Here is a 24,890-nt window from a genome sequence, read left to right as displayed (position 1 = left end):
AGGCCAACTCAGCACGTCGGGCAAAGAAAGGAAAATCAAGGACAGCGTACGCAGCTGATCTGCTTTTGCAGACCACAAGCAGCGCAACGGCGGGGCTGATGGACACGCAATCAACGGTCTCAGCTGACAGCTAAACATAGTAGCACGCGCCATCATATGGCACTTGCAAAGTATTTTTCGGCGAAAAATTGCACCATTATCATGCAGTCAAAGCAAAGATGCCTGTTATGGAAAAAATGCCCAATAAAGGGACTGAACATGGTAAAACATGTGCCCACAGGCCATTGTCGCCGCCTGGCATCTCAATTATGCCGGCAGCAGCAGTACCAAAAAGATTCACAGCAATGCACCATTTAAATGCGTTACCTGATGATTTTTAAAAACTGTCTTTCCACTGCCTTGCCCTGAAATATCGCCACAGCATTGCAATTACCGTTTATGCGGTCAAATACGGCAATTTCCTTTGCTAGAATTAAGTACCAATCCCGCAAACATACCAGTGAGGAACTGTAGATGAGCATAAACGAGACCATGGACAAAGCAGAGGCTAAGGAGCCGGATAACATCCAGGCTTTCTACGATCTGCTTGAATGGATAGATCAAATATCTACCGATCCGCGCGATAAGGGCACAAGATTTGAGAATCTGATTCTTGATTACCTGCGCAATGAACCAACCTATAAGGATTTATTCACCGAGGTTCAGACCTGGGCTCAGTGGACCAAAGCTCATCCAGAGTACGATTATGATGCCAATGATATAGGTATTGACCTTGTGGCAACCGATGCTGCTCCCGGCGAGCAGGGTCAGGTAACCTACAGCGCCATCCAGTGTAAGTTCTATGCTGAAGATGCAGTAGTGCCAAAAGCAGAACTGGATTCCTTCCTTGCAGCATCAACTACAGGCTGGTGCAAGTGCCGCTATGTCTTTGCGACCAACAGCAACTGGTCAGCAAACCTGAAAAAAGAGCTGGAAAAACAGTTTATTCCGGTTGAGATTGTAGCTCGTGAGGCTCTGGCTAACTCCGTTATTGACTGGGCTGTTTATCAGAAGACTGGCAAGGTAGTAATCAACAGGCGCACCTTAAGACCATACCAGCAGGATGCTCTCAAAGACGTTATCGAAGGTCTGAAAACAAACGATCGCGGCAAGCTCATCATGGCCTGTGGTACCGGTAAGACCTTTACCTCACTGAAGATCGCTGAAAAGCAGACCGGAGAAAACGGCTTTGTCCTTTTCCTGGTTCCCTCACTGTCCCTCCTTTCCCAGACTCTTTCAGACTGGAAGCAGCAAAGCGCCAGGCCTATGAAGGCTTTTGCCGTGTGCTCTGACAGCACTATAGGCAAGAAGAACAAGGCAGGTGATGTTGATAATCTCACGACCGCCAATGAGCTCAACTATCCAGCCACCACAGATGCTGTCTCCCTGGCAAAACAGATTAACAATGCTCTGAGCAGTCGTACTGAACAGTCTGGTATGACCGTGATCTTTTCCACCTACCAGTCCATTGATGTCATTGCTGTTGCCCAGAACAGTCACGGCATGCAGCCATTTGACCTTGTTATCTGCGACGAGGCTCACCGCACCGCTGGCGGCTATCTGGTTAAGGACGATGCCAAAGAGCGCGCTGCTGCAGCTGCAGCCGAGGCTGCAGAGCTCAGCAGAATTCTTGAGATTATTGAGCAGGGAGATGATTACAGGACTGGCTCAACATCTGAGCCTGTTGCTGCACAGGAGTCAGCTTCGTCCGGTGACAAGCCTGTCAAGAGCAAGTCTCGTAAGTCAAAGCTGGACTTTATTGATGAAGAGGAGGCTGTCTTTACACGTATCCATAATAATGAATACGTGCATGCCAAAAAGCGCCTGTACATGACAGCCACACCAAAGATCTATGGAGATGCCGCCAAAAAGCAGAAGGAGACTGGTGAGGCTGTGCTGTATTCCATGGACGATGTAGATGTCTTTGGACCGGTGTTGCACTCTCTTAACTTTGATAAGGCTGTCAGTCTGGGCTGCCTTGTGGATTACAAAGTAGTAATTCTGGTGGCTGATTCCCGTTTTGCCCGTACAGCAGAAAGCATAAGCCATCTTTCGGACAACAATGCGGCCCGTATTGTTGGTGCATGGAAAGCTCTAAACAAGTACGGCACCTCAGACCAGCTGGTCGGTGACCACCTGCCTATGCGTCGCGCTGTAGGCTTTGCTCAGGTGATCAATCCCGATAAGAAGCTCGACAAGGTCTCATCAAAAGCTTTTACTGACACCTTTGAGACTGTAGTCAACGAATATCGAAATCATGTTATCAAGGAAGGACCAAAGCCTGAGGATCCGGTAGCCAACAGTGAATACAAATACATCATGAGCCATGATCTGCACTGTGACTGCAGACATATTGACGGCTCTATGAATGCTCTGGAGAAAGGTGCACTGCTGCAGTGGCTGCGTGAAGAACCGGAGAATGAGCACTGCAAGATTCTCTTCAATGTACGCTGCCTGAGCGAGGGTGTAGATGTTCCAGCACTTGATGCCGTAATCTTCCTGTCACCAAGAAAGTCTCAGGTAGATGTGGTTCAGACCGTAGGCCGTGTCATGCGTCGTGCTCCGGGCAAGAAGCGCGGTTACGTAATCATTCCTGTTGTGGCCAGCGCAGACGAGGAAATTGACTCCGTTATCAACCGTACAGACCAGTTCGCTGTCGTCTGGCAGGTGCTGCGCGCCCTCAAGGCCATCAACCCTAACCATGTGATCGTAGATGGCAACCTTGAAAAAATCGACGAGCGCATCGAAGTCGTCTGCATTGACGACAAGGCCCTGGCTGCAAAGGCTGAGACAGTTAAATCATCCAGAAACTCATCTAAAAGCAACTCTGAGCCCGATGAACCTGTAACGAAGCCAGGGCTTATTGATCTTATTGAGTATGAGCAGCGTATCAAGTCATCTATTGTCCGCAAGCTCGGTAACCGCCGAGAGTGGGAGGACTGGGCCGATGATGTAGCTGAGATCTGTAAGAAGCAGGTTGAAATCATCAACAACACCCTCAATGACTCGTCCAATGCCGCTGTACGCAAGGAGTTTGAAGACTTCCGTATACACCTGTCGTCATCCATCAATGGCAAGGCTGTCAGTGAGGAAGAGGCTAATGTACTGGATGCTGAAGAGGTCATTGAGATGCTTGCCCAGCACGTGGTCATCAAACCAATTCTGGACAAGCTCTTCCCGGGCTATCCTTTTGCCGATCACAACCCTGTAGCCCGCGCGCTGTCCGATATGCTTATGAAGCTGGACAGCAAGGGACTTCAGGACGCCAGTGTCGAGCTTAAGAACTTCTATGACGGCCTTGAGTTCCGTATGCAGAACGTCAGGACTCTGGCTGAGCGTCAGTCAGTGGTAGTAGACCTCTTTGACCGCTTCTTCAAAGTAGCCTTCCCTAAGCAGCAGGAAAAGCTGGGCATCGTCTATACGCCTGTTGAGGTGGTCGATTTCATCAACCACTCAGTCAATGACATCCTCAAAAAGGAGTTCAATCAGACTCTGGCCAACGACGGCGTACACGTCCTTGATCCGTTCACTGGAACCGGTACCTTCATAACCCGTCTGATGCAGTCCGACGACATTATTCCGCGTAATGCTCTGGCCAACAAGTATTACCATGACCTGCATGCCTTTGAGCTCATGCCGCTGGCCTACTATGTTGCCTCCATCAACATGGAATCAGTCTTCCATGACCTGGTGGAGGGTATGCCATACCAGCCAAACAACATCACCGTACTTACCGACACCTTTGCCCTGCACGACGAGCAGGTAAACCCGCTGATGGCCAGCACCATTGCCCAGAACACAGCCCGTCGCCAGCAGGTAGACAAGCTGCCAATCCGCGTCATCATCGGCAACCCTCCATACTCTATTGGCCAGACCAGCGCCAATGACGACAATCAGAATGAGCGCTACCTTGGTGAAAAAGGCGTAGATACCCGCATTCAGGAGACATACGTAAAAGAAGGTGGTAAAGTCTCAAGCTCCAAGAGCATGTATGACAGCTACATTAAGGCATTCCGCTGGGCCACTGATCGCATAGGAGAACAGGGCATTGTGGCCTTTGTAACCAATGCCGGCTGGATGGATGCATCAGCCGCCAATGGCATGCGCAAGTGCCTGCAGCAGGAGTTCAGCTCCATTTACATTTACCATCTTAAAGGCAATGCCAGAACCGCAGGAGAGCAACGCAGAAAAGAGGGCGATAACATTTTTGCTATTGGCAGCCGTGCCCCTATTGCCATCACTATCCTGGTAAAGAACCCCGCCTTACAAGGCTCAGGTAGAGTTCACTTTGCCTGTGTTGATGACTACATGTCACGTGAGGAAAAGCTGCTGCAGCTGGCCTCAACCAAGTCAGTGGTCAATGCTGAGCTCTCAGAGATTGTTCCGGATGAGCACAACGACTGGTTTAATCAGCGTCGGGATGACTTTGGTAAGTTCATTACTGTTGATGGCAAGAAAAACAGCGGTATTGCTTGTTTCAATATCTTAAGTTTGGGCATCAATACAGCTCGTGCTGCATGGTCCTACAACTCGTCCTGTGATTCATTAAGCGATAGTTTCAACCGCTGTATCAGTTTCTATAATAAGCATCTGGTTGCAAATGGCCCAGCAGAAGCTAAGTACGACGAGGCACAGATAAAATGGAACCGCTCTCTACTTCAAAGGCTTGATAAAAGACAGCGAGTGTCTGATTTTGACTCGGCAAGCATTGTTTCCAGTGTGTACAGGCCTTTCTTCAAACAGTACCTGTATAACTGTAATGAGTGGATTGATCAGCCATATCAAGTACACAGGCTATTCCCATACAACGGGGCTGAAAACCTTTGTATTACAATCTTAACAGCTCAAGGCAAAGCTTTCAGCTGCCTTATGGTCAATGAGATTCCTGATATTAATATTCATAAGTTCGGCTCTCAGGCACTTCCACGCTATGTCTACACCAGGGCACCTGAGGGCGGGCTCATAGACGAGATTGCAGGTCGTGATGCTGATGAGCATGGTTATGTGCGTACTGATGGCATCAATGCTGAGGCTGTGGAGCACTTCAGGGCTGCTTACCCTGAGCATGCCTCTGAGATTGATGCTGATGCCGTGTTCTACTATATCTACGGCATACTTCACAGTGAGGAGTACCGCACTACCTACGCCAATAACCTGATGAAAGAGCTGCCACGTATTCCGCGCGTAGCAACCTATGAGGATTTCTCTGCCTTTGAGCAGGCCGGCCGCAGGCTTGCTGATCTGCACGTCAACTACGAGTCAGTTGAGCCATATAAAGGCTGTGAGCTTACGGGTATTGGCAGTGGGGACTTCAGGGTCAACAAGATGGCCTATGGTAAGGTCAAAGGCAAGACTGGTGATGCGGGCAAGGACCGCAGCATGATCGTCTACAACAACTCCATTAATGTCAGCAACATACCTTTAGAAGCACATGACTATAAGGTGGCTGGAGTCTCTGCGCTAGACTGGGTTGTTGAGCGCTGCTGCGTCAAGGTTGACAAGGACAGCGGCATCATTAACGACTTCAACGATTATGCGGCTTCAACAGGCGATGAGCAGTACATTCTCAAGCTCATTCTGCGTGTAATAACTGTCTCTCTGGAGACAGTAAAGACAGTCAGGGCTCTGCCAAAGCTGGCCATCAACAAGCTCGATCAGTAGCTGCTTTATGGGCTGGAGGCACTCCAGCAGAGAGCAGGCAACTCCGGCCAGGGCAGCGGTCACTGCTATGGCAGTGGCATGGCAGGCCACATGGTCTTGCCATGCCATTTGAATGCGCCACCTGTCTCAAAGCTGTGAGAAATAATATTGAAATGGCAGCATTTACGGTTATGATAGGGCATATGAGCCGCTGCTGCCTGTCATTCCGGGAATTTGCCATTATGAGCCCTGAGCGCTGGCCCGCATCTTAAGGATGCCTTGCCTTTGGGCTGTTTCCCGTGGCTGTGGGTTAAGGGTTTTCCCGAGGCTGTAGGACTCCGGCCTGCAGGTTAGGCCCTTTGGGGGAGTGAGCAGTGAGCGGCCGATGCGGACTGTAATGGTTTAATGCCGGACTGTCTCCCGGCCCCGCCTGTTCAGACAGTAAGGAGGAAACTTGGCCAGCAGAAAAGTTATATTAGAGACGTCCCGTCTTCTTCTGTGTCGCCTCAGACCAGGCGATATGCCCCTGCTTTCCCGAATTGTGCAGGACGACAGCGTAATGTATGCCTATGAAGGTGCCTTAAGCGACCCCATGATGCACGAATGGATGGACCGTCAGATCAGGCATTACGATGAGTGGGGCTTTGGCCAGTGGGGAATGTGGCTCAAAGACAGTAATGAAATGATAGGTCTTTGCGGTATAACCATGCAGGAATATGAAAACTCGGTAGTTCCTGAAATTGGTTATCTGCTGGCTCACAAATGGTGGCATCAGGGCTATGCCTTTGAGGCTGCCCGTGCCTGCAGAGAGTATGGCTTTAAGCTGCTGGGCTTTACCTCCATGTACTCCATTATCCGTGAGGGCAATACCTCATCAGAGCGCCTTGCCGAGCGCAACGGCATGAAACCGGTGGGCACCAAGATAATTCATTACCGTGGTGTCGACATGAACCACACAGTATTCCGCGTCGACTGCGACTTCGAGCTTAAGTAGCCTCCCGGCCCGACAGCGCAGCAATGCCCGATGCCTCCCGGCCTGGCAGCGCAGCGATGCCCTAAGCCTGCTGTGGCCTGGAGAGGATGAAAATTTACCGTTGCTCAAACCAAAATGGCTGCCCTGAGGCAGCCATTTTTTTGTGCCATTTAATGGTCAATGGCACTGAACTGAGGACAGTGTTCACTGAGACAGTATTATCTGAAACAGTGTGTTCTGTCAGTCCCGGCAGCGCCATGCAGCCTTATGGCCAGCATGGCACCCTGCCGGGGAGGTGCAGGATATACCTGCCTCAGATTACTTTAAGTTGATGGAGTAGAAAGAGTTCTTACCGCCATAGTTGGTGGTACCCTCGAGCTCTTCCTCAATACGGATTAACTGATTGTACTTGGCCAGACGGTCAGAACGGGACATGGAACCGGTCTTGATCTGACCTGCATTGGTACCAACGGAGATGTCAGCGATGGTGGCATCCTCGGTCTCACCGGAGCGGTGGGAAACGATGGCGGTGTAGCCGGCACGCTTGGCCATCTCAATGGCCTCGAAGGTCTCGGTTAAGGTACCGATCTGGTTTACCTTGATTAAGATGGCGTTAGCAACACCCTTCTCGATACCCTCCTTGAGGATGGCAGGGTTGGTTACGAACAGGTCGTCACCTACCAGCTGGCACTTCTTGCCCAGACGGTCGGTCAGCTTCTTCCAGCCGTCCCAGTCGCCTTCAGCAGCACCGTCTTCGATGGAGATGAGTGGGTACTTGTCAACCCATGACTCAAGAACGTCGATCCACTGATCGATGGTGTAGGTCTTGCCCTGCTTGGTGAGCTGGTACTCGTTCTTCTCGGCGTTGTAGAACTCGGAAGAAGCGCAGTCCAGACCGATGCAGATGTCCTTGCCTGGCTCGTAGTTGGCAGCCTTGATGGCTTCCATAATGAGCTCAATGGCCTCCTCGTGGGAGTCGATGGAAGGAGCGAAGCCGCCCTCATCACCTACAGCAGTGGTCATGCCCTTGGCATTGATGATCTTGCGCAGAGCGTGGAAGGTCTGAGCACCCATGCGAACGGCCTCAGCCAGAGATGGAGCGCCAACAGGGATGATCATGAACTCCTGGATGTCCAGGTTGTTGTTAGCGTGAGCGCCACCGTTGATGATGTTCATCATTGGAACTGGCATTTCCATCTTGCCAGAGCCGCCCAGGTAGCGGTACAGAGGCAGACCGGCATCCTCAGCAGAGGCCTTGGCAACAGCCATGGAAACAGCCAGGATAGCGTTGGCACCGAGGCGGGCCTTGGTGTCAGTGCCGTCGAGCTTGATCATGGTACGGTCGATTAAAACCTGATCGCTGGCCTCTAAACCTAATAAGGCTTCACGGATTTCAGTGTTGACATTGGCAACGGCCTTTAAGACACCCTTGCCGTCATAACGGGACTTGTCACCGTCACGCAGCTCGATAGCCTCACGGACACCGGTGGAAGCGCCGGATGGAACGCTGGCACGACCAAAAGCGCCGGAGTCTAATAAAACATCACACTCAACGGTTGGGTTGCCACGGCTGTCAATGATTTCACGGGCTTTGATATCAACAATCGCACTCATGTCTTTATTCCTAATGTTTCTCAAATTGAAGCCTTTATACAGGGCCTTTCCCTGGGGAAAGACACTTCAGAAAACGGCAAAGAGAGCCGTCTTCCTGGCAAAAGGCATAAATACAATGGCGCAGGTCTGAGACTGTTCCTGACTGCCACTGCTTAATCTGTATCTGTGTGTCATCACGCAACGGCTGGCATAAATAGCCAGTCATGCACTCCCATTTGCCCACACACACTGACAGGAGCCAGCACCAGGGCGAGAGATTAAATATCATGATGACTGCATGCATGGCCATTAAATAAATGGCCGCATGGGTGCACACCTGTCAGCAGGCGGGAGCGGACGGCATGTCCGGGCACTTACCCTGACCATTCTCCGGCTTATGAGCCGGAACAGGTGCGCAGCAGAAAACTGGTTGTGAGCCTGCCTGTACGGCAGTTGCAGGATTCAGTCACTCTGAAATTCAGCCATCCATGGTATTGAGGAGCAAGTGTTAGGGGTCTTAATCCTCAGGATTATGGCTGACTCTCAGCAGGCCGGTATCGCATGGCCTGTCTGGATTCTGTGCCTGGCGGTGCCAGGTTTGTATCAGCTGACCAAAGTTATCAGAAAACAACTTGAATTGTCCATAACTGACTTTAGTTAGCCAAAGCTCACGACAAACATTATATCGCTAATATCACCTCATGCAAGTACTTTTGGACACTGATTTTCGGCCTGCAACTGGAGGCAAAAAGTCGCGTCAACTGTGCATTCATGCATGAGCGTTTGCTGACAAACATATGTGATCTGCGTCAGAAACATCTTAAAGCATGCCCCGGCCCCCTGTGAGTGCCCAGCTCGTGGCACTTTCTCATATGGGAAATATTTTCGCTTATGTCTTATATGGATTGACCAGTTTTTTCCGGTGTGCACTCCCACCTTTACAGATCGGGCAATACCAAAGGAAAGGGATTTGTTCGTAAACATGCCCCACATAAGCTCCATAATAGCTGACAAAAGAGCCTGGACAAGGCATATAGCACGCTCCCACCTGCAGGATCATGACAGACAGGATAAGTAGCTGCCGGCATACAAAAAGGATGAGAAGTTGCCCCCGTTGGCAGACAGGACAAGAGGCTGTCCGGCTCGCAGACATGACAAGAAGCTGCCGGCAGGCAAACAGGATAAGAAGCTGCCGGCATACAAAAAGGATGAGAAGTTGTCCGGCTGGCAGACATGATGTGAGGAGATCCATGCACTTAGCGCGGCACATGCAAACGCACGAAAGACGCTGGACTTATAATGCGGGGCCGCTGGTGCGCATGCGCGCATGGCGCGCAAATGCGCTGGCAGATGCAGCAAAAGAACCGCTTTACTCCGGATAAAGATAGGGATAAAGACTCAGAAAGTCATGTTGCCTGGCGCCAGAAAGGGGAAAGACGGAGGTGAGTGGGTGGATCTGGCGCAGGCGTGGCGGCCGCCTGACAGGGCGGTCGTACACAGGCAGGAAGTTATCAGCTGTGGCAGGGCAGGGCGGGGACAGGGCAGAGTATCAGGCAGGACGTGCCGGGCTGGAGTCGTTATCGGCCAGGCAGCAGCCCTCCTGAACGCTGCTGTCGGTCTGACCCGAGGCATGCTTATCAGCCAGAGCGCAAGGAGTGCCATCTACAGGTATCTGCACTGGACCATTACGGCTTGACTCATGACGGGCTGCAGCCTCCTGCAGGGAGTTGAACACGATTTTATTGGCGCTGTCATTAAGATTACGGCGCAGTGATGGATCAATACCCAGACAGGCAGCCAGATTCTCAAGATAGCCCAGCTCCAGGAAATGACTGTTATGCAGCATTACGGCTGAGAGCAGGTACATATCCAGGCTTTCTTCAGGATAACGAACACGGGCTGCCAGCAGTGAAGGGTCGAGATCAATGGTCAGCAGACGGTCAATCTCACCTCTGATATTGCTGTAGAGCTGACGTGGAATAACGGTTTGACAGAAGTCAATCAGGGAATTGTACTCGTCTGTTTCAATGCGACCATCTGCACGCATGGCAAAAATCATGGTCTCGATGATCTGCAGCACAGTCTCATAGAGGCTAGACTCATTACACTCCTCAAGCAGACCGTCAGGGCGCAGCACAGCTGATCTTCTTCTCATCCACTGCTTGAACATGCCGTAAGCCATTACTGCAGCAGTCTGAGCATGTCTGTCATGACGGGACATACTCGAGAGGATCTGCTCATCTGAAAGAAAGTAGGAGTTTTCCTTGCGTTCAGAGCGTCTTAATTCGTCACTTACGCCGGTTTGCTCGCCATCAGTAGACATACTGTTAAGGTCATTACGTCCGCTCAGGGCAGGCATGATCTCGCTGTGAGCGTCGCTGCGACCTGCAGGGGCCATGAAGGTTCCTGACATGGTAGCCGGTACGTTTTCCGAGCCGGCACAGCTCTGCCTTATACGATCATGCGGGGCACAGATATGGGCCCCAATGGTAATGTTGCCTGAGGAGGCGTCAGACTGAGATGGCATAGTAGATACTTTCCTGTTCTATGTTCCCTGGCAAAAAGCTGGCAGCTCTGTCTACCAAATCTGCCAATGGCCCAATATAACGCAATAGACAGATTCTTTGGCACTCTGCACCAATATGTGAAAATTAATGATCAATATGCCCAATTTGTGACCTGACCATACAGGCAAATTAGTCTGTCCATGTCACATACCCACTCCCCGGCCCTAAATGAGCCAGACAAAGTTCCAAATGCGACAGGAATGGCATAGAGTTTCATCCTCATCATCATCGCCACCATGAGCACAGAGCCACTGCAAAGCCAGGCATTGCCCATGAACTTAACGCAATAACGCTTTACAAAACAAAGATGCGCTTAGCCAGTAATAATTAAGGCAGCCCATGGCTGCCTTAATTAATAAAAAGTGCTTTGGAGCTAAACCCATCAAGGCTGCACCATGGCCACAGCACGCCACTGGTATGACGGAGCGGCCCGGGCCGCAGCACCGCACTGGTATGACGGTACAGCTCTTGCCGCAGCACGACACTGGTATGACGATGCTGCCCTGGCCACAGCACCGCACTGGTATGACGGTGCAGCCCTTGCCGCAGCACGGCACTGGTATGACGATGCTGCCCTGGCCACAGCATAGCACTGGAATGACGGAGCAGCCCTGGCCGCAGCATGGCACTGGTCTGACGGAGCCGCCCTGGCCGCAGCCTGGCATTGGTCTGACCGTGCTGCATTGGCCTGACGGCGGCGCCGTCTGCTTTATGTACAGATGCCGGTGCGGCAGGCGTTATGAACTTCAGCGATTGCGGGTAAGAGCTCTTCTAACGCGGCTAAGGGCTCTCATATGCGCTGAAGGGGCTTTTACTGAGTTTTTCATAGCGCCATGCCCTGCTCCATTGCGCCCTTGACTCTGTATGTGAACGTGGGCACCGGAGGTATAAACAGACTCTGAAGAGGCAATGGTACGTGAGGAGCATCCCAGAGGCGCGCTTTCGTCCGGACCACGGGTTAATGCCGTAGTCAGTGAAAGTACATCTGAGTTGAGCATACGATCACGCGATAAGCTGTCCATTGCAGCAAATCCCAGCAGGCTCGACAAGGCCGAGCCATGAGCCGCCCTGCCACTTAAGGTCAGAACATTGTCGCTGCTGTCTACAGCTGTGGAGGCATTACCCTGGCTGCCCCCGCACTGCGGGGTATGGCAGGGGGAGAGGCTCTCATACTGGCCAGCCATAAGGTCATGTTCTGCAGTAACAGCAGCTGCATCAGCCACCGCTACTGCTGCTCCTGCAACGGATCGTGTACCTGCAACGGCTTGTGCACCTGCAACTGCCCCGGCATCATGAGCGCATATGCTTTGGGAACCGGCATAATTATCTGTAGCAGAGAAGGTGTTATCAGTTACGCCCTCTGCAGCAGAGTTCTTACGCCCTGATTTCCAGAATGCTCTGAGCAGTCTCTTGCGACGTGAGCCGGTCTTTTGAGAGTCTGCATTAGCAGTGATATCGCCTGACCTTTCACCAGCAGTGACAGCACCTGAACTGTCAGCATCAGTGACAGTAGCTGCCCTTGAGTCATTATCGGCAATGGAATCAACTGCACCGAAGCTGTTATGACTGTAGTTCATGACCTCAGCGTTAAGGGTCGACTCATTGCCTGATGAATGTACAGACTTACCCGCTGTGCCTGCTGTTCCGTCAGTGCCTGCAGCTGCGCTTGCTGAGGCTGAAGTTGACGCTTCAGCATCCCGGGCTGCCTTCTTCTTTCTGCAGCCATATGCTGAGCCCAGCAGGGAAGTAGCGGTACTGCCGCCTGAGCGGACTACTGAAGCCGATACCAGCTCAGACTCACTGTCAGCAGATTTAACTGTATGAGCCTGAACGCCATTTTCAGAGCCTGTGTCATGAGATGACAGCTCATCAGTATGTGACAGATCCATGGCAGAATCAGATGATGTGTGCCCTGATCCTGCATCTGAGCAGTCAGTATGGTCAAGGACTGAATCTACAGTCCTGGCATCTACTGCACATACTTCCTCAACATCGCAGATGCTTTCCATAACACAGTGCTCTGCAGCCAGAGAAGAGCGCTCATTGTCAGCTGAGGTGTTTTGCTTTGCATCATCTGCAGAAACAGCCAGAATATGACGCATCAGACTGCGCAGCCCGTCATCAGAGCCGGCAGCACCAGGACTGTCATCACAATCGCTCAAACTGCCATAAGAACGCACATCATCACGGGCAAAAGGCTCGCTGTATGGCATGGACATTGACTCCATGACAATACGTTCATGCTGCTCGCTCAGCTGTATGTGGGCATCGCGATGAGAAGCTACGCCTCTGTCAAACGAGGTTACTACAGCTGCAGCACGCACTGAAGCTGCATAGTCGTGACCGTCACGACTGCCACGGCTGGTTGATGAGTTACCAGTCAGGGTATCAGAGTGATACCACGGCGATGGCATGGCACCACCACAGAAAGTTGCACGGGCAGCGTCAATACCACGCAGCTCACTGGCAAGACGCACACTGAGATTGCTGTAGTATTCATCAGCGCCATCTTGAGAGGCATCGTGTTCAGAACCTGAAAAGTCAGCAGCGGCCAGCTTCTGATGAAGTCCGGCAGAGTGCTCAAAGGATGAAGATAATGGAGACTTAACCCTGACGCATACCTGATGAGCGCGCGTGGCCCCAGGCGCATTTGCAGCGCCTGCTGCGCCGGCAGCTCCGCACGCACCTGCTGCGCCGTAAGCTGCACCTGCATCACCCTCATGACATGCAGTCACTGCTGTATGACTTTCAGACAGTGAGCTGGCCGCCTGCCTGGTAATAAAGCCATCAGGACGCAGAGAGTGAAATGGAGGCAGGTTCTTGAAAAAGTCAGCAGTTTCCTTGAGACGGCGACGGCTTCCAGAGGATGCCTGAACCGGATTGATGTACTCACGGGAAGCAGCACGAAGCATTCTGCCTTCAGGGCGCTCCTCACTGTTGCATTCCTGGCCCGGGACGACAGCTCCTGCACTGGAGTGCATCCTGCTTGCAGCAGGTAAACAGCTGCTATGTGCACAGACAGCAGAGGACAGAGCATGAGCGGCATACCCGGCATGAGCAGCCGGACCGCCATGAGAAGCACAGCCGGCAGCACCTGCTGTGGCTACATCGCTGCTGACAGTGTTCTTGCCTGTGTGGACATGGTCCCCGTCAACCTCACGGGTTGCTACAGTGCTGTACATGACATCTTCCAGGCTGCCACCTGGAATAACAGCCTGAGCAATGAACGATGAAGTAGAGGCCGGGACATCATAATGCAGGGAGTATGAACCTTCAGCCGCATCTGCCTCGTGATCACGACGCAGATAACGCCAGTCCTGAAGATGGCGTGATTTTTCGTTTATACCTGAAAGTTCCAGCATATGCCTGAGGCGCACCAGGCCTGCGGCAAGAGGAGCGGAGGAAAGAAATTCAGACATGGAGCGGCCGTTGTGGTCGTGATCTGCACCCTGTGCAGAAATGAACGGCTGCTGAATATTATTAGAATCTGCCATAGCAATAACTTCCTGGCATGGCATAAGGTCAGCGCAGAGCGCTGGTTATGCCGCTGTTCCCTCTTTCTCGACTGAATATCCTGAAAACATCAGGACCTGGACTACAGCTGGCGCCAGCCTTTAAAGGCTGGGCAGTGCTGAAAAAGTCATTTCGCCGACCCGGCCGGGCCTGAGACGAAAGGAAAGATTTAAGGACCTGAACTGCCTGTCTGAATAATGGTGCAGGAGCAGCTGTCCTTAAGCAGGGAACAAATTCCTAAAGCAAAAGATCGGAACTGACACAGGGCAGGAGAAAACCCGAAGAAAACTCCTCAGACTGTGTCCTTATGATTGCTGTCAGGTATGTTACCTGACTTAAGTCATGTCCAGGTTCCGTCCCAGGCAGGTATCTGCATCAGATCAGCATAGACCACAGCTGATTCTGCCCTGTATTGAGGCTGCCTCAAGGCAGCATCATTTACCCAATTTCCGCTCTGCCAGAATACTGGCAGAAGCTTTATGTGTACTGAACCTTGATGGTACGCAGTGATTCAGTCGACGCTCAGACAGTTAAGGTCGTATGACAAAGCTCACACGAACTCAGCTGTCGACTGTCAGTTTATATGTACCCATGTTCGACGCAAACTAAACCCCGGTGATTATCTGCAAATAATCGCCTTAAGCCCCCAAAAATCGCTTTTGCAGTAGATATATGCACCATATTAAAGCTGTTTTCAGCCCCCAATGAGCATATTTGGTGACTTGCAAGTTACAACAGTTTGCAGGCCGGGCGGATGGTCAAAACTCAGAAACAAATCAATATTGCGATTATCGCAGTTGCGCCCCACAAACAAATGATAAAAAGATGCATCAGCATGATCAATATACTAAAAGTATATCTGCATCACGTTCTGACAATTTAATAACAGACAACATGTATGTAAACGTAATCTCATGCGGGATTCTGCTCCATACATCGACTGACAACGAACCATAAAACATACAATTTTGAAGAGATCATACAAGCTCCCGACACCCGCCGCGCGTCCAGTCCAAAATGCAAATCATCAGCCCCTGATCTGAAGCTTAAGTACAGCTCAATATAGCCTGGGTATCGGCCCCAAAAACGACTTTTGCAACACCGAACCCTGCCATTGCTTCCCTGCCCCATCTGCACATACCAGCATGCCTTGTGACCGTCGTATCACTCCAGAGACAATTACCATGCACAGCCGTCATCTTAAGACAGCTACATATACATCATCATAATACTTTGTAAAGTATATTTTACAAAGACATGGCTGCTTATAAAGCATACGTAGCTGGAGTATTAAGCGCTCTCCATTTCATACAGACGCTTCAGTGTTCCCGCATGGCACCGTTATCATCTGAAGATTCTTCAGACGTCTGATTAAGCTTCGAAATGTAATTCACAACCTTGTTCCTGGCCATGTCATCATCAAGTCCGGCATCCCTGAACAGGGAAAAATACTCCCAGTCACTGCAAAGGTTCACCTGACAGATAATCGCAGATAAATGTCCACATGCTGTCCTTAAATACAGCGAAGGCAGCTCTAAAGCTGCCTTTGCTTATAAAGTGAGTAAGAAAATGACTTACTACACAACATAATACTTTATAAATCATTTACATGCACATTAAACTGGAGACTCATAGCGTTACCTGCACTCCCTCTTCCATGCGCATCAGCGGCACTGGCCAGGAAGGCAGTGCTTACGGCCGCCTTTTTTGAGGTGACCTGGTGGAATCTTGCCATGCTTATCATACACATGAGCTGGACCGCCCCCACCTGGACGTACATCAGGGCCACTGACTTTTACACCGGCTCCGGCACTTATAGAGCAGCCGGTGAATGCAAAAGCTGAAACTGCGATTACTGCCACAGCTGAAACAACCTTAAGGTGCTTCTTGAGCTTATTGCCTGAAGAACTGGTACTGTCCATGGCAGAATAACGAACCCTTTCACTCATATAAAGCTCCAAACCATCATGAGAACAGACTGATAACCCTGAAGCATAGCGGGCACAAAGCATGATGTACTAAGCAGTATATTGCACTAAACCTGGAACAGGCTCAGGACAGGAGCGCAGCAGTTCCTGCAACACCATGCAATGCCATGCAATGCCATGCAATGCCATGCAGTGCCATAAGCGCCAGGGAGCATCAGCAAGATCAATCCGCTCCATGACTGCTTGAGACGCCTGAACTGGTAAATGCCATCATGACGATCCGCCTGATGCACCTACATAAATTCCGTCCCCAAACACAATCATTCCACCTGCGCTTACAGAGCATCCTGAAACAGTTAGAGCCAGCAGTGCTGCAATTGCAAATGATACAAAATATTTTGTAATGAAACTTAACGTAAAAGAACTGTCATACCGGTGATTCCTGTATGAACGACCACTGCATGATTTGATGACCATTACCCTCCCCCTGTCATTAAACTCTGACTGGACGATTCTCGGACACAGTCATGAGTTATGCCAATATGTATCTGTCTAACGGTTAATACTCATGCTTGTTAAGTTGAACACCCGGCACAAACCTACGCTATTACAGTCATGAAGTTTTACTGACTAAAACAATATACCTTTGAATCACTTTATAAAACAAACAGGATGGTATTTATTCAGGCACTGGTGCAATCTCATACATACGTTGTCATTTCCTAAACTGCTAAGCAGATATCGCCCCAGACTAATTTCAGCTGACTGATACGGCAGGCTCAATTCACTGTTCAAATGCGCAATAAACTGGTTCTTTCTGCCATTTATAGACGCATGCCATAGCATGCAGGGACTTAATAACTTGCAGTGTATTGCCATTACCTGCTCAGGGTTGACCGTGATGTCAGGTACTAAGCAGGCATGCTCTGCGTTGACCGCGATGTCCAGGACTAATCTTGCCTGCTCCGGGCTGACCGCGATGTCCGGGACTAATCTTGCCTGCTCCGGGCTGACCGCGATGTCCAGGACTTAGCTGGCATGCTCCGGGTTGACCGCGATGTCCAGGACTTAGCTGGCATGCTCCGGGTTGACCGCGATGTCCAGGACTTAGCTGGCATGCTCCGGGTTGACCGCGATGTCGGGGACTAACCTTGCCTGCCGGGGGCAGGGCTGAACTGGTACTGACGAGATGGCTCAGGGGCTTATGCGTGGCGATTGCTCTTTTGCAGCGCCCTGATGTGACAGAAGGTCTCTGTCGCAGGACAGAGACCTTCCTCAAGTATATCTGAGCCATGCTCAGATATGGACTGTTCTTCGGGCACCATGATGACATGGTGACCTTGATTAATTCCAGCCAGTGGCCTCACGCAGACCGTCAGCAATGTCAGCTGCAGTAGGAACTACAGTAACGCCGGCATCACGCAGAGCCTGCTGCTTGGCAATGGCAGTTCCCTGAACACCTGAGATCAGGGCACCGGCATGGCCCATGCGCTGGCCTGGAGGGGCAGAGGCACCTGCAATGTAGGAGACCACAGGTTTGGTCATGTTTTCCTTGATCCAGGCAGCGGCTTCCTGCTCTGAAGTACCGCCGATTTCACCGACCAGCACTACAGCCTCAGTCTGAGGATCCTCCTCAAAGAGCTTGAGCATGTCGACAAAGTTGGAACCCTGAACAGGGTCACCGCCAATACCTACACAGGTAGACTGGCCGAAACCGGCATCAGTAGTCTGCTTTACGGCCTCATAGGTGAGAGTACCGGAGCGGGATACGATACCTACCTTGCCCTTGCTGTGAATGGAGCCAGGCATAATGCCTACCTTGCACTCACCAGGAGTTACTACACCAGGGCAATTAGGGCCAATGAGCAGGGAGTTGGACTGACGCAGACGGGCCTTTACACGCAGCATATCGATTACCGGAATACCCTCGGTAATACAGATAATAATCTCCATACCGGCATCAATGGCCTCAAAAATGGAGTCAGCTGCAAATGGAGGTGGCACGAAAATCATGGAGCAGGTGGCATGGGTCACGTCCATGGCTTCACGTACGGTATTGAATACTGGCAGACCTAGATGGCTGGAGCCGCCACGGCCAGGAGTTACGCCGCCTACGAGCTTGGTGCCGCAGTAGGCCAGACACTGCTCAGAGTGAACTGTACCCTGAGAACCGGTAATACCCTGACAGATGATCTTGGTATCTTTATTAATGAGAATACTCATGTCAAAACCTTCTTTTAGCTACGGCAATGGATCAGCATGCAGCCTTCTGTACTGCTGCAAGGGCGGCTTCACGTAATCCGTGAACTGAAGTAATGTTCAGGCCGCTGCCCTGAAGAATGGTTGCACCATCTTCAGCGTGGTTACCCTCAAGACGGACCACTACAGGAACATCAGTTCCTACCTCATGAACGGCGCCGAGAATACCTTCGGCAATCAGGTCACAGCGGACAATACCACCGAAAATGTTGACCAGAATGCACTTTACATTCTTGTCTTCAAGAATGATCTTGAAGGCTTCCATTACTCGCTCTTTAGTGGCGGTACCACCTACATCAAGGAAGTTGGCAGGTTCACCGCCACAGGCCTTGATGATGTCCATGGTACCCATGGCAAGACCGGCACCGTTAACCAGACAGCCGATGGAGCCATTGAGAGGCACGTAGGAGAAGTTGGATGCTACTGCACGTGCAATACGCGGATCTTCCTGAGATGGATCATCAAGATCAAGAAACTCCGGATGACGGTACAGTGAGTAGGAGTCAATATTTATCTTGGCATCCAGACATAACAGAGAACCATCAGTGGTTACAGCCAGCGGATTGATTTCGACCAGGGAAAGATCCTTGTCAAGGAATGCGCGGGCAATACCCATGAAGATTTTGGCAAATTCGTTGACCTGCTTGCCCTTGAGACCCAGCTTGTAGGCAAGAGCACGGCCCTGATAAGGCTGAGGGCCCATCAGCAGATCGATGTTCACACGATGGATGTGAGTGGCATCCTTGGCAGCCATCTCCTCAATAGAGACACCGCCCTCAGCTGCCATAATGGTCAGATTGGAGCTGGTGCGGTCAATGGTGGCACCTACATAAAGCTCACGTACTGACTCAGTGGCACGCTCAATAAGAATACGGGAAACCAGCTTGCCCTCAGGACCAGTCTGGCTGGTGACCAGTCGGGCACCGAGCCACTTGGCGGCAAAAGCCTCTGCTTCAGCCGGGGTGTTCACAACGGCAACGCCGCCAGCTTTACCACGGGCACCGGCATGGACCTGACATTTACATACAAATGGGCCCGGGGCCAGTTCATAGGCAAACTTGCCAATACCAAGGGCTTTGGTGCTGATACGGAAATCAGCAATTGGCAGTCCGTAAGAGCGTAACAGCTCCTTTGATTGATACTCGTGTAAGTTCATATGACACCTTATCCCAGTTTTGCAGAGAAAAACTGCGTTGACTGGATGCTCAGGCAAGAGCCCGGGCACTGGAATTAATATTAGCGGCGGGATGCAGTCACAGCCGTATATTGTTACTACGGCCTTACAGGGTGCATTAACACAGCTTCAAGTGCGTCATGCCATATATGGTTTGCAGGGATACAACTGCAGGTGACTGCAGACCTTATGGTCTGAATAAACCGAAAACCAGCTTCAAAAACAGTAATTGTGCTGCCAGCCTGCCATCAGGTCAGGCTCTGTTCAGCCACAGTCTATAGTCTGTGTGAGCGGCTTTGCTGTGGCCCCATTATAGAGGCTGAAATTTACAAAAATAAGGGCAACAAATCCCCGATTTTCGCCCAAAAGTCCTGGTATAAATGCAGGGGGTGCAAATTAAATGCGATATACAAGCCATTTACTCATGTGGCTCCGCGCGCCGATTTGTCCTGTCAGCAATAAAGTCAAAATATGCTTATTGGAGCAATATGCACTGCATTGATGCATGATATGCATTACCATCCCATCCAAGCACAGATATAGTGCAACACTGCGCATAAAGTATGCAGCAAATACCCAGGATAGCTCCACGCAGTTATTCCACTCACACCAGCCCCAAATCACCTTACACAGAGGTCTGAGCGCTACTGCTTACCAGCAACACCTGGCCGCGTTCTGACACTGCTCCTGCTGCACTGAGCCTTGCCGCTGCTCAGGAGCCACTTCCTGGCTGTCTTTTGCCAGGGACATCACAGTGAGAGCAGGCGGCAGCTGCAAACAAAAGCGGCCGTTGCTGCCAGCAAAAACTGGAAACAACGGCCGCATTTTCAGCCGACAATATGAGCTGCTGAGGCTTCATAAATCCTGGTATGAGGGACTGAGACTATCAGTCACGCTAAGGAGCCAGAGACTTTATCGCTCCCGGCATGAGGCCAGAGGCTTTATCGTTCCCGGCATGAGGCCAGAGGCTTTATCGTTCCCGGCATGAGGCCAGAGGCTTTATCGTTCCCGTCGTGCGGGCCTGAGCCTGTCAGCCCCGGTTCGTGCCTGTGAATTGATTCAAATTGGGCTGAAGTGAAGTGCAGTTTACTTAGAGAATGTTCTTATGCATCTCATGGTATTCAGGCATGGTGCTGATGAAGCTCTTGAGCCGGAGTGCTTCCTCAATGGAGATATTGTCGAGATTGACATGAAGTACCGGCTCTGATGGCAGGCGCAGATAATCTCCATAACAGCTGGTAAGGAAGATATCGCTGTTGGCTGGAGCGCTCAGACGGCGGTTTTCAAAGGTAATCTTGCGTACCGGCAGCACATCATTCATGTCAAAGGCATTGCAGGTAACTGAGCTGTGGCAGAAGCCCAGAGAGAAAAAGAGCACAGGATTGCGACAGGCAGAGTCCGGGCGCAGGTAAGGTACCTTCTTGATGGTAAGGTCCCAGAAGCTCTTGTGATAGGCTTCAATATCCTTTTCCCTGAGCTCCTTATTGCCATTGGCATGCTCACTGGTGACATGACGCAGACGGCGGGTAAAGGCCATTCGCTGAGAAAAGTTGAGGTGGTGATACATGATGTCATAGCAGAAGACATCAACGCAGATATAAGGTATGTCCTTATGCCTGACCTTAATCATGTTCCAGACGCCATTGTCTGACGAGTACAGAGCTGCGCTGATGCCATCAAGAGCACAGCGCTCATTGAATACAGCAATGAAACGCTCATAATCGGCGCGGGCAAGGAAGATATCTATATCATCATCCCATGGGACAAAAAGGCCATTACGGGCAGCTCCTATGAGAGCTCCGCCACAGAGAAAGTACTCAAGACCGGCAAGAGCGCAGACGCGGTCTACCTCCTCCATAATCTTCAGGGAGCCCAGCTGGATATAGCGTAAGTAGCCAGTTGCCTGAACACTGACAGCATCGTGAGATCTCAGGTAGTTGTTAACCGGAGTAATCACATCTCTTACTTTGATAATGTCTTCCATAGCAAACCTGCATCAAAAATCACGTTACAGCGCAAAACACCTGACATCCAGCCCCCTTGCCAGGGTCAGCCCCATTGAAAACCCAATTGCCGGGGCGACGCCTGCATCATTGCCAGCGCCATTGCCAGGGGCATTGCCAGCCTCATTGCCAGCGCAATTGCCAGGGGCATTGCCTGCATCATTGCCAGCACCATTGCAAGCAACATCGATAAGGTCGAGGTCAATGGCAGCGCCCGAAGTACAAGGCCGGCCGTGCCTTTAAAGCTGACATCGCAGAACTGCAGTGGTGTTTTACTTTGTCAGTTTACTTTCTAAAACAAATTATGAATCATACAGCAAAAAACAGCTCTCTCTATCTTTGCCTCTTGCTGCATGACAGGTCAGTGGATTATAGATTAATTCGCGCTGCAAGCCAAAAATCAATCGCGCAGAATCAATATTTACGACTGGCATAGCGCAGTTTACATGCTCAAGTGGTGATCCGCTTTACATTTTGAGGACTAAAACAGTGTGCATTTGTGCACTGTATGGCATTCCTGTATCTGCGCGATTTGATTTGTCGTATGCCTTGTCTACAATATATCCATACTCTTATAAACCTCCCGCCAGCACGCACTGATGCGGACTTTTATGTGTCTGTGCCGACAGAAACCAGTTCGGACTTACATCAATGCATCAGCAATCTGATACTGAACATTCAGGTCAGATACAGGACCTGGCCAGGCAGGCCTGCCGTGGAGGCAAGGTTACTGGCAACTGAGGGCTGCCATATGCTGTACCGGGCCTGTGCGGTATGGCAATACTGGTCGAGAGGGAGTAAGGCATCACTGGTACGCCTGTTTGTGACAGTTACAGCTGCTGCAAAGTGATGTTTTTTAGTTGGCGCTTCGGTGCTTAAGCAAATGATGCTCTGCGCTGTCTGCGGCAATGAACTGTTGGAGATTGAAAAGATGGGAAAAGATTTACCTGATTTATTAAAGCCATTTGAGGGCCGCCTGAATCCGTGCAATGAGCTCACCTTTTCACTGCAGACAGTTAATGCCGAAGCGGTCAAAGGAGCTTTTGCCAGCAAGGGTGAACAGTCTGCATCCGCGTCATCATGCGATTGTGGCGCCGGATCCGGCTCCAGTGGCAGGCGTTGTCTGCCATCAAAGAACCAGGCTCTGATTATTGGAGGAGCTTTTGTCGATACTACTTTCATCCTTGATGAGATGCCTGTCAGAGGCGGCGATTCTTATGCTCGGGTAGAGAAAATCAGAGTAGGGGGATGTGCCTGGAATGTAGCCCATGTGCTGCGTATTCTCGGTCAGCGCCCAGGGGTGCTTATACCTGTTGGTGATGGTCCAAACTCGGAACTGGTGTCAGCACGTGTCCGCAAGGACGGATATGACGAAAGCTCCATGGTAATTGTGCGCGACAGCACCTACGATTGTGCTCAGTGCATGTGCTTTGTAGACAGGGAAGGCGAGCGTACTTTCATTGCCGTACCAGGCATTGAAAATCATATGAAGAGCTCCTGGCTGCAGCGCATCGACTTTACCGGACACAAGGTTATCTACCTGTGCGGTTTTGATTTGTGTGGCGACAATGCCATGGTCTACGCTCAGGAGCTGGCAAATCGCATGGACATGGATGCCCTGCTCTTTATCGATGCCGGAGCCCGCGTCAATCATATAGGCAAAGAAGGCTTTGATATGCTTATGTCCTTAAAGCCAATGCTGCACCTGAATCTCATGGAACTTGAGATGATGAGCGGAACCAAAGACATAGCTGCCGGCCTTGATTACCTGGAAAGCCTGACCTCGCGCCCTGTAGTTCTGACTCTGGACCGCTATGGAGCCATGGCCTCATGGAAGGGCAAGTTCTACTACTTCCCTGTTACCCCGGCCCCTGTGGTTGATGCAACCGGAGCCGGAGACTGCCACAGTGCCGGCATTATCTCCCGACTCATGCACGGAGAGAATCTGGCCAGCGCCATTGTCTTTGGCAATCAGCTGGGCGGACTGAGCATAGGTCAGTACGGTGCCCGACTCCACCTGCCAGATCATTTCGGCATGTAAAAGCCGCACCAGCCTGCCCATGGGGTCATCCACAGTCTCCGCTGCGCCAGCGTTCTCAAGCCCATGAGCATGAACGAATACCAGGGCTGCACAGGACTCAGTTGAGCCAGAGCCAGAATGAAGCGTTCAAAACATAACGCAGCCCCTGTCACCAGACCCCAAAGGGCCATGCCTTAAAGCATGGCCCTTTGACATTGTCAGGCATACGTATTCAGGCCCGATCAGAGCCCAGCCCCAGCGCATAAACTCCATGCATCCAGCCAGGTATGCACTCACCGGGTGGCTGAACAAGCCTTGCTGGCAGCATGCCAGCGGCTGCGTGCCAGCGACTGCATGCCAGCGCTGTGTGCCAGCTCCTGCGTGCAGGACAGATATTGCTCACAGGGTGTGGCTGGCCTCGTGCTCAGATCGTGTACTGAGTATGCATACAATCATGCACATATCGGACAATTCTGGCTGATTAATGCGACTTATTAGCTGTAATTGATACTGCAGAGATGCTCATCTATTGTGATAAGGTCGACAAAACTGAATAATACTGGTGCATAATAGGGCGTTTTCCCCTAAACGCGGTATGCTTTTGGTGCAGATACTGCTATAGGTACCCAATTTGGTTCTATAATGGTGCGTCTATATCTGCGTTTTTGGCCCGGGCTGTTTTTACGGTTTTGAGGCTGTTTCAGCAGATTATCAAAGACACTGTTTACCTGAGACATGTACCTGCGGCCGCCACTGAAAACTTTTGTTTTTCCCCTGTGGAGCAGGCCCGGTCGGGTCGATGGATGCTGATTTACTGGCCACCTGGCAGACGCCTGACGGCCTGAGCGCAGGCAGGGCTGCCATATTGATAATGCCTGCCTGTCTGTCACTGCGGTCCGCTTCTGACTTCCGGACATAAATTGTCCGTACCTGTCCTGCCGACCTTAATTGCTTTACTGCTGCCTTTGCGTGCCTGTGTTTACTCAGACATAGGCATGAGCACTAAACAGGTCACCTGGCCCGTTTACCTGGTCTCGTGCCTGTAATCCGGCCCATGTCTTTGTGACTGTGGCGCCCCGGGTCTGTGTTGCGACGGTGAAGTTAACCTTACCTCAAGCTGCTGTCCTGTGCATTGAGCCTGCAGGGTCCTTTAGCCGTGCGGCAATGCTGCAGGCAGTATG

At 51.2% G+C, this 24,890-nt stretch carries 12 protein-coding genes; 4 read left to right on the top strand and 8 right to left on the bottom strand.

All coding sequences use genetic code 11. The annotated features are described in order from the left end of the window. The first annotated feature begins 513 nt into the window (after nt 1-513). Nucleotides 514-5,700 carry a type ISP restriction/modification enzyme gene (locus MXE39_RS06635; RefSeq protein WP_246977818.1) on the top strand — a complete coding sequence of 1,729 codons (5,187 nt, stop codon included), beginning with the start codon at nt 514-516 and terminating at the stop codon, nt 5,698-5,700. Between the two features lie 433 nt (nt 5,701-6,133). Beyond that, nucleotides 6,134-6,673, top strand: a complete 540-nt coding sequence (locus MXE39_RS06630; protein ID WP_246977817.1) for a GNAT family N-acetyltransferase — start codon at nt 6,134-6,136, stop codon at nt 6,671-6,673. Nucleotides 6,674-6,970: 297 nt separating this feature from the next. On the opposite strand, the gene eno is transcribed toward MXE39_RS06630, so the two are convergent. Together eno and MXE39_RS06620 are read right to left on the bottom strand one after the other, a co-directional pair. Continuing rightward, complete coding sequence (eno, locus tag MXE39_RS06625; RefSeq protein ID WP_246977816.1) at nt 6,971-8,266, bottom strand: phosphopyruvate hydratase; 1,296 nt, start codon at nt 8,264-8,266, stop codon at nt 6,971-6,973. A gap of 1,528 nt (nt 8,267-9,794) precedes the next feature. Then, a complete protein-coding gene (locus MXE39_RS06620; RefSeq protein WP_246977815.1) occupies nt 9,795-10,772 on the bottom strand; it encodes a DUF533 domain-containing protein in 978 nt (325 codons plus the stop codon). 435 nt (nt 10,773-11,207) lie between these two features. Here MXE39_RS06620 and MXE39_RS06615 point away from each other — a divergent pair, with 435 nt between their 5' ends. Beyond that, nucleotides 11,208-11,402: a hypothetical protein gene (locus MXE39_RS06615; RefSeq protein WP_246977814.1), complete on the top strand. Its 195-nt coding sequence runs from the start codon at nt 11,208-11,210 to the stop codon at nt 11,400-11,402. A 156-nt stretch (nt 11,403-11,558) separates the two neighbouring features. Here MXE39_RS06615 and MXE39_RS06610 read toward each other — a convergent pair whose 3' ends face one another. From MXE39_RS06610 to MXE39_RS06585, 6 genes are all read right to left on the bottom strand, one after another. Continuing rightward, nucleotides 11,559-14,306 (bottom strand): hypothetical protein, encoded by a 2,748-nt coding sequence (locus MXE39_RS06610; protein WP_246977813.1) that lies wholly within the window; start codon nt 14,304-14,306, stop codon nt 11,559-11,561. 1,683 nt (nt 14,307-15,989) lie between these two features. Beyond that, complete coding sequence (locus tag MXE39_RS06605; protein ID WP_246977812.1) at nt 15,990-16,274, bottom strand: hypothetical protein; 285 nt, start codon at nt 16,272-16,274, stop codon at nt 15,990-15,992. A 1,323-nt stretch (nt 16,275-17,597) separates the two neighbouring features. Next, nucleotides 17,598-18,476 carry a succinate--CoA ligase subunit alpha gene (gene sucD, locus MXE39_RS06600; protein WP_246977811.1) on the bottom strand — a complete coding sequence of 293 codons (879 nt, stop codon included), beginning with the start codon at nt 18,474-18,476 and terminating at the stop codon, nt 17,598-17,600. A 31-nt stretch (nt 18,477-18,507) separates the two neighbouring features. Beyond that, nucleotides 18,508-19,668 (bottom strand): ADP-forming succinate--CoA ligase subunit beta, encoded by a 1,161-nt coding sequence (sucC, locus tag MXE39_RS06595; RefSeq protein WP_246977810.1) that lies wholly within the window; start codon nt 19,666-19,668, stop codon nt 18,508-18,510. A gap of 1,108 nt (nt 19,669-20,776) precedes the next feature. After that, nucleotides 20,777-21,670 carry a LicD family protein gene (locus tag MXE39_RS06590; protein ID WP_246977809.1) on the bottom strand — a complete coding sequence of 298 codons (894 nt, stop codon included), beginning with the start codon at nt 21,668-21,670 and terminating at the stop codon, nt 20,777-20,779. A 65-nt stretch (nt 21,671-21,735) separates the two neighbouring features. Continuing rightward, nucleotides 21,736-21,894 (bottom strand): hypothetical protein, encoded by a 159-nt coding sequence (locus MXE39_RS06585; protein WP_246977808.1) that lies wholly within the window; start codon nt 21,892-21,894, stop codon nt 21,736-21,738. A gap of 726 nt (nt 21,895-22,620) precedes the next feature. On the opposite strand from MXE39_RS06585, the gene MXE39_RS06580 reads away from it, so the two are divergent. Further along, a complete protein-coding gene (locus MXE39_RS06580) occupies nt 22,621-23,730 on the top strand; it encodes a PfkB family carbohydrate kinase (protein ID WP_246977807.1) in 1,110 nt (369 codons plus the stop codon). Nucleotides 23,731-24,890 lie beyond the last annotated feature (1,160 nt).

The sequence above is a fragment of the Anaerobiospirillum sp. NML120511 genome (assembly GCF_023050955.1).
In the GTDB taxonomy this organism is placed as follows: Bacteria; Pseudomonadota; Gammaproteobacteria; order Enterobacterales; family Succinivibrionaceae; genus Anaerobiospirillum.
This window is presented reverse-complemented; position numbering and strand designations above follow the sequence as displayed.